Origin of the sequence: Microcoleus sp. B3-A4, from assembly GCF_036705385.1 — a bacterium.
Taxonomy (GTDB): Bacteria; Cyanobacteriota; Cyanobacteriia; order Cyanobacteriales; family Microcoleaceae; genus Microcoleus.
In genome coordinates, this window is the sequence record NZ_JAUBUI010000060.1 from 34398 (window position 1) to 39794 (window position 5397).

The 5397-nt window shown below is 49.5% G+C and carries 1 protein-coding gene; it reads left to right on the top strand.

What is annotated here, in order from left to right:
* A partial coding sequence (locus QUB33_RS20995) for a cadherin-like domain-containing protein (protein WP_333353682.1) occupies positions 1 to 4973 on the top strand: 4973 nt, incomplete at its 5' end.
* Between the last annotated feature and the right edge of the window lie 424 nt (positions 4974 to 5397).

Consider the following 5397-nt stretch of genomic DNA (forward strand, 5'->3'; position numbering starts at 1 on the left):
GTGTCGGCAGCGACAACTGTGCAGGTGACGACGGCGACGACAGCGTTAGCGGTGGTGCTGGCGATGATACCGTAATGGGCGGTGCCGGCGACGATAGCCTCGTTACTGGCGACGGCAATGACATGGCAGACGGCGGCGACGGCGACGACAGCGTTAGCGGCGGCGGCGACGGCAACGATACGCTGATGGGCGGCAACGGCAACGATACGCTGATGGGCGGTACTGGCAACCATACCTGTGTAGGCGGTGCTGGAAATGACGTTTATGTCGTGAGTAACAGTACCTCTGGGGCAAGTGCAGTCATCAATGACTTCGAAGACGGCCTAGACAAGTTTCTGCTGTTTGGCGACTTGAACTTTAGCAGCTTGACCTTTATACAAGTCGGCGGCAATACCGAAATTCGGGTCAATAACTTCGCGCTGGCGCTATTGTTGAATGTCAACGCAACGCTTATCGATGCTGGCGACTTTTTAGGAGTTACCGGTTCAAATCCAAATCCAAATCCAAATCCAAATCCAACTCCAACTCCAACTCCGAATCCGATTTTTAACCCTCCGCGAGTGGGAGCTAATAACAGCCTGACTGCTGGTTCCAGCGGCGGCGAGCAAAAAATTACTCGTGAGTTGTTGGAGTTTGTCGATGACCAGCAAGGTCCTGGCGGCATAGTCTACACGGTAACCGAGCTGCCCGATCCTACAACCGGCCAACTATTCTTTAAGGGAGTCGCCGTACAACCCGGTTCGACCTTCACTCAAGCAGACATTAACGAAGGCTTTGTAAGTTTCAAAGCGACAGTAGGTTATAAGGGTGAGGCTGGTTTTGATTTTAAAGTTAGCAACGGCAGAAATGAGTTCCGCGGCCAGCGTTTTAGCTTGATAGTCGAGCAAAATGTCTTTAACTTTGCTGGCACTACACAAGCTCAAGTTATTGTGGGTTCTGCGACGCTGGATAACGACATCGAAGGCAGCGATGGTGACGATAACATTACAGGCGGTCAGGCCAACGACAGAATCATTGGCGGCAAAGGTAAGGACACAATCATCGGCGGCGATGATGATGACGATATGGACAGCGGCGAAGACGATGACGATATCGAAGCTGGCGGTGGCAATGACAAATTAAAAGCAGGCAAAGGCAACGACAAAGCCAAAGGTGGCGATGGCAATGACGATTTCGACGGCGGCGAGGACGATGACGATCTCGACGGTGGCATCGGCGATGACACAGTAGTAGGCGGTCCTGGGAATGACGTATTAACAGGAAATGAGGGCAATGACACGATCGAAGGCGGCCTAGGAACCAATACTCTAAGTGGTGGTGGTGGAAACGATCGCTTTCTTTATCTGACTTCCCGCGAAGATATTACAACAGTTGCAGAAGCTGACTTTATTACTGACTTTAATGTCACTGACGATGTTTTAGAGTTTTCTAACGCAGCTTTTAGTCTCAACGCTTCTATCTTGACCAAAGTGGAGATTACTGCTAATTCTACTTTTGGGGCGATCGGCGGCGCTAATTTGCTCGACTTCACCGCGGATATCACTGTTACCAGCATCGCGAGTTTACAACTGCGGTTTGCAGAGTTGGGTGGCAACCCAGACGTGCCTATTTTCTGTCAGTTTATAGATGCCGAGACCGGCCGTTTGGTTCTGGTCTATGGTTTTGGGGCGCGCTTGGACATTGTGGCCAGTTTCTCGGCGACCATCCGCCTGGATGTCAGTAACTTTGTCTTCACGGGCCCGCCACTAAATATTCCTGTCGGTACTGCCGGCCCTGACAATGTGGATTTCACCACTTCTCCGGCCGCAGTTAATTTCGATGGTTTAGCAGGCGATGACAACATTGTCGGCAGCAATTATAACGATAGCCTCAAGGGCGGCGACGGCAACGATACCATCACCGGCGGCCTCGGTTTGGATGTCATAAGCGGTGGCAGTGGTGCGGATCTGTTTGTTTACAGGACAACTAAAGAAGGCGGCGATAAAATTTCCGACTTTACTGTTGGGGTAGACAAATTCGAGTTTAGCGCGAGCGCTTTCGGGAATTTGACGACGACTAACTTTGACGCTGTAAGTGGTTCAAATCCGGACATTACTGGCAAAGAGTTAGTGATTTTCACAGGCGGCAGTTATGCTTCTTTGGAAGATGCACAAGCTAAAGCCCTGGGCAATTCTACAACTGCTGGTTTCTTCGCATTTACTAATGCCTCGAACGAGACTGTGTTGTATTTTGACTCGAACGGTACCGTAGCCGGTGGTTCTACCTTGATTGCGAATTTAGGTACTGCTGCTAGCAATCTGGGAACGGCGGACTTTGTATTTACAGGTACGATCGCCTCTTCTGATAATGCGACTACTACCAACTCAGGCAGCATTGTTGATTTAACTGCTGCTGGAAACACTTTCCCGAGCGACTTTAACAATTTCGGTTCAGGTGCTGGCGGCTACAACTTCACCACTCCTGTCTTGTTTACCGGAGATGCTAATGCTAACAGCGTCACTGGTACTGAGTTTGCTGACATCTTCAGCGGCGGTTCTGGTGCAGATGTTCTGGCTGGCGGTTCTGGTGCGGATCTGTTTGTTTACAAAGCCACAGGCGAAGGCGGTGATACCATTACCGACTTTACCTCTGGAAGTGACAAATTCCAGTTTACCGCGAGCGAATTCGGCAATTTGACTACGACTAACTTTGACGGTGTGACGGGTTCAAATCCTGACATTACTGGCCAAGAGTTAGTGATTTTCACAGGCGGCAGTTATGCCTCTTTAGAAGATGCACAAGCTACAGCCCTGGGCAATTCTACAACTGCTGGTTTCTTCGCCTTTACGAATGCGTCGAACGAAACGGTGTTGTATTTTGACTCGAACGGTACCGTAGCGGCTGGTTCTACCTTGATTGCGAATCTGGGTACGGCTGCTAGCAATCTGGGAACGGCGGACTTTGTATTTACAGGTACGATCGCCTCTTCGGATACTGGTACTTCGCCGACTGGTACTACTACCAACTCAGGTAGCGTTGCTGATTTAACTGCTGCTGGGAATACTTTCCCAACCGACTTTAACAATTTCGGTTCAGGTGCTGGCGGTTACAACTTCACTACTCCTGTCTTGTTTACCGGAGATGCGAGTGCTAACAGCGTCACTGGTACTGAGTTTGCTGACATCTTCAGCGGCGGCAGCGGTGCAGATCTTCTGACTGGCGGTGCTGGTGCGGATCTGTTTGTTTACAAAGCAACAGGCGAAGGCGGTGATTCGATTACTGACTTTACCTCTGGGGTAGACAAATTCGAGTTTAGCGCGAGCGCTTTCGGCAATTTGACTACGACTAACTTTGACGGTGTGAGCGGTTCAACTCCTGACATTACTGGCAAAGAGTTCGTGATTTTCACAGGCGGCAGTTATGCTTCTTTGGAAGCTGCACAAGCTACAGCCCTGGGCAATTCTACAAGTGCTGGTTTCTTCGCCTTTACGAATGCGTCGAACGAGACTGTCTTGTATTTTGACTCGAACGGTACGGTGACAGGTGGTTCTACCTTGATTGCGAATCTGGGTACGGCTGCTAGCAATCTGGGAACGGCGGACTTTGTATTCACAGGTACGATCACGTCTTCTGACACTGGTACTTCTCCCACTGGTACTACTACCAGCTCCGGCAGCGCTGTCGATTTAATCACTAATCCCGGTACTTTCCCGACCGGAGTTAACAATTTCGGTTCAGGTGCTGGCGGTTACAACTTCACCACTCCTGTGTTATTTACCGGAGATGCGAGTGCTAACAGCGTCACTGGTACTGAGTTTGCTGACATCTTCAGCGGCGGCAGCGGTGCAGATCTTCTGACTGGCGGTGCTGGTGCGGATCTGTTTGTTTACAAAGCAACAGGCGAAGGCGGTGATTCGATTACTGACTTTACCTCTGGGGTAGACAAATTCGAGTTTAGCGCGAGCGCTTTCGGCAATTTGACTACGACTAACTTTGACGGTGTGAGCGGTTCAACTCCTGACATTACTGGCAAAGAGTTCGTGATTTTCACAGGCGGCAGTTATGCTTCTTTGGAAGCTGCACAAGCTACAGCCCTGGGCAATTCTACAAGTGCTGGTTTCTTCGCCTTTACGAATGCGTCGAACGAGACTGTCTTGTATTTTGACTCGAACGGTACGGTGACAGGTGGTTCTACCTTGATTGCGAATCTGGGTACGGCTGCTAGCAATCTGGGAACGGCGGACTTTGTATTTACAGGTACGATCGCCTCTTCTGATACTGGCACTACTGTGACTGGTACTACTACCAACTCAGGTAGCGTTGCCGATTTAACTGCTGCTGGGAATACTTTCCCCGTCGCCTTTAACAATTTCGGTTCAGGTGCTGGCGGTTACAACTTCACCACTCCTGTCTTGTTTACCGGAGATGCGACTGATAACAGCGTCACTGGTACTGAGTTTGCTGACATCTTCAGCGGCGGTTCTGGTGCCGACATTTTCAACGGCGGTTTGGGTAACGACAGCATTTCCGGCGACGATGCTAATGACAGCCTCTTCGGCGGTGGCGGTAGCGATACTCTCAACGGCGGCATCGGGAATGACACTTTAATCGGTGGTGTGGGAACCAATGTTCTCAACGGCGGTGCTGGTTTGGATGTGTTTGTGTTCAGCGGAACTACTGCTGACGGCGGGGATTTCATTACCAATTACAGCATTACTGATGATGTAATTAACCTCGACAGCACTGGTTTTGCAGCCTTTACAACCGGATCTGGGCCTTTGGGTTCGAGTTTCTACGCTTACAGCAGCACAGTGTCTGATGTAACTGTGTTTGAAGCAACTTTAACCGGGCCGTCCATCATGGCTATCTACGACGGTTTGTCTACTAAACTGTATTACGATAGCAACGGTTCTACGGTTGGTGGTAACAGTTTGTTTGCCACTGTCGATGTCAATTTGGGACCGACCGGTAATACTGAATTGTTCTTGTTCTAAACGGCAAGAATCCTAATCGGGATATCGGTACGGTTAGGGACACGGCAAGCCGTGTTCCTACAATAAATAGGTAAGGACACAGTATTACTGTGTCCTTTTTTTTGTAATTGTTAAACAATTTAGTCGCTATTTTTTTGGTAGGGAAATGGCATTGCCAAGTCCTCTTTTGCGTTGTTGTCCAGGGTTAGAGTCGATCGCACTCGCGAGGGCAATTTCACGATCCAATCCGGTTTATTTTACCCGTTATATCCCTGCCGGTTGTATCGGAATGATTAAACCGCAGAGGACACAGAGGACACAGAGAAAGGGAAGAGAGAGATGAGTAATTCCGATGCGAACGGATTTGATACAGCACTTCCGGATGTTATGAGGTACAGTAGCAGCAATTAGTAAACCAGTTTTTGAGATGTTTTGGATTAATTAA